The 2,503-nt window shown below is 71.6% G+C and carries 3 protein-coding genes; 2 read left to right on the forward strand and 1 reads right to left on the reverse strand.

The window, feature by feature from the left end; translation table 11 throughout:
- Positions 1–574, reverse strand: a 574-nt coding sequence (locus AOK15_RS38305) for an MBL fold metallo-hydrolase (protein WP_157870496.1), incomplete at its 3' end; no start/stop codon positions are given.
- 340 nt (positions 575–914) lie between these two features.
- On the opposite strand from AOK15_RS38305, the gene AOK15_RS38310 reads away from it, so the two are divergent.
- Complete coding sequence (locus tag AOK15_RS38310) at positions 915–2,003, forward strand: S-(hydroxymethyl)mycothiol dehydrogenase (RefSeq protein ID WP_055523473.1); 1,089 nt, start codon at positions 915–917, stop codon at positions 2,001–2,003.
- Positions 2,003–2,503 (forward strand): MBL fold metallo-hydrolase (locus AOK15_RS38315; RefSeq protein WP_055523475.1); only part of this gene is annotated, 501 nt, incomplete at its 3' end. The genes AOK15_RS38310 and AOK15_RS38315, both read left to right, overlap by 1 nt.

Raw genomic sequence — 2,503 nt, forward strand, 5'->3', positions numbered from 1 at the left:
TCGCCCGCCCGGCCGAACAGAAGCTGCCGAAGCCGTGCGTGGGCAGCACCTCCGTCTCCTCCGGCAACGCGTCGGCGAGCCGGCGCACCGAGGCGTGCTGCGCGCGGGCCAGTTCATCGGTGAGCCGGGGCTCGACGAGGTCCGGGCGGCCGACCGTGCCGATGAGCAGGGACCCGCCGGTGAACGCGGCCACCGCCCGGCCTGCCTCCTCCAGCACGTACGCGGTGTGGTGCGGGGTGTGGCCCGGGGTGGCCACGGCGCGCAGGGTCAGTTCCGCGTCGATCTTCACCGTGTCCCCGTCGTGCACCGGCACCCGTTCGTAGGCGACGCGCGCCCCGGCGGGCACCAGGTACGCGGCGCCGGTCAGCCGGGCCAGCTCCAGGCCGCCGGTGACGTAGTCGTTGTGCACGTGCGTCTCGACGACGTACGCGATCCGCGTGCCCCGTCGGGCCGCGGCCGTGATCATCCGGTCGATGTCGCGCGGCGGGTCGACCACCACGGCGCCCTGCGGACCACCCGCCAGATAGCTGCGGTTGCCCAACCCCGGCACCTCGATCGTGTCGACGAAGTACACGGCAGTGCTCCTCTCCTCGTTCGGCGGCAGATGCCTGAGAACCCCTGGGTGAATTACCCCCTGGGGTATGTTGGCAACGGTAGCAGATATACCCATGGGGGTATACGGAAGGTTGAGGGGCGGGGCTCGGGGCGGCCCGGGAACGGCTGGCGGAGCCCCGGAGCGGCTGGGGGCCGCACGGGAGGACCAGGGCGGTGGCCGGGGGCCGGGCGGCGCACGTACGCCACGGGCGAGCTTTTCGGCCAGGGATCCGCCCGGACGTGCGGGCCTACCCGCTGGTCGGTCCGTAGGGTGATCGTGGACGGGAGACCGTCCGTACGGAACGACGGAAGGGTTCACCATGGCGCAGGAAGTACGCGGCGTGATCGCACCGGGCAAGAACGAACCGGTGCGGATCGAGACGATCGTCGTGCCCGATCCGGGGCCCGGGGAGGCCGTGGTGAAGGTACAGGCGTGCGGGGTGTGCCACACCGACCTCCACTACAAGCAGGGCGGCATCAACGACGACTTCCCCTTCCTCCTCGGCCATGAGGCGGCGGGCGTGGTGGAGTCGGTCGGCGAGGGCGTCACGGACGTCGCCCCCGGTGACTTCGTGATCCTCAACTGGCGTGCTGTCTGCGGCAATTGCCGCGCCTGTCGACGCGGCCGGCCCTGGTACTGCTTCGCCACGCACAACGCAGGCCAGAAGATGACCCTCGCCTCCACCGGCCAGGAGCTGTCGCCCGCCCTCGGCATCGGCGCCTTCGCCGAGAAGACGCTCGTCGCCGCCGGGCAGTGCACCAAGGTCGACCCGGCCGCCTCCCCGGCGGTCGCCGGACTGCTGGGCTGCGGGGTCATGGCCGGCATCGGCGCCGCCATCAACACCGGCAACGTGGGCCGAGGCGACAGCGTCGCCGTCATCGGCTGCGGCGGCGTCGGGGACGCGGCCATCGCCGGGTCCCTGCTGGCCGGGGCGGAGAAGATCATCGCCGTCGACATCGACGACCGGAAGCTGACCACCGCCAAGAAGATCGGCGCCACCCACACCGTCAACTCCCGTGAGACCGACGCCGTCGAGGCGATCCGCGAGCTGACCGGCGGCTTCGGCGCCGACGTCGTCATCGAGGCGGTGGGCCGCCCCGAGACCTACCAGCAGGCCTTCTACGCCCGCGACCTCGCCGGCACGGTCGTCCTCGTCGGCGTCCCCACCCCCGACATGAAGCTGGACCTCCCGCTGATCGACGTGTTCGGCCGCGGCGGCGCCCTGAAGTCCTCCTGGTACGGCGACTGCCTGCCCGACCGTGACTTCCCCATGCTGATCAACCTCTACCTCCAGGGCCGCCTGGACCTGGAGGCGTTCGTCACCGAGACCATCGGACTCGACGACGTGGAGAAGGCGTTCGAGCGGATGCACGCCGGGGACGTCCTGCGTTCGGTGGTGACGCTCTGATGACCGTACGGATCGAGCACCTCGTCACGTCCGGCACGTTCAGCCTGGACGGCGGCACGTGGGACGTCGAGAACAACGTGTGGATCGTCGGCGACGACCACGAGGTCGTCGTCATCGACGCCGCCCACGACGCCGACGCCATCGCCGAGGCCGTCGGCGACCGCAGGCTGACGGCCATCATCTGCACCCACGCCCACAACGACCACATCGACGCCGCGCCCGCCCTCGCCGAGCGCACCGGCGCGCCGATCTGGCTCCACCCCGACGACATGCCGCTGTGGAAGCAGACCCACCCCGACCGGCAGCCCGACCACTGGCTCGCCGACGGCCAGGTCATCGAGACCGCCGGCGCCGACCTCACGGTCCTGCACACCCCGGGTCACGCGCCGGGCGCGGTGTGCCTCTACGATCCGGGCCTCGGCACGGTCTTCACCGGCGACACCCTCTTCGCGGGCGGACCGGGCGCGACGGGCAGATCGTACAGCGACTTCCCCACCATC

The sequence above is a fragment of the Streptomyces ossamyceticus genome (assembly GCF_001418475.1).
Taxonomy (GTDB): Bacteria; Actinomycetota; Actinomycetes; order Streptomycetales; family Streptomycetaceae; genus Streptomyces; species Streptomyces ossamyceticus.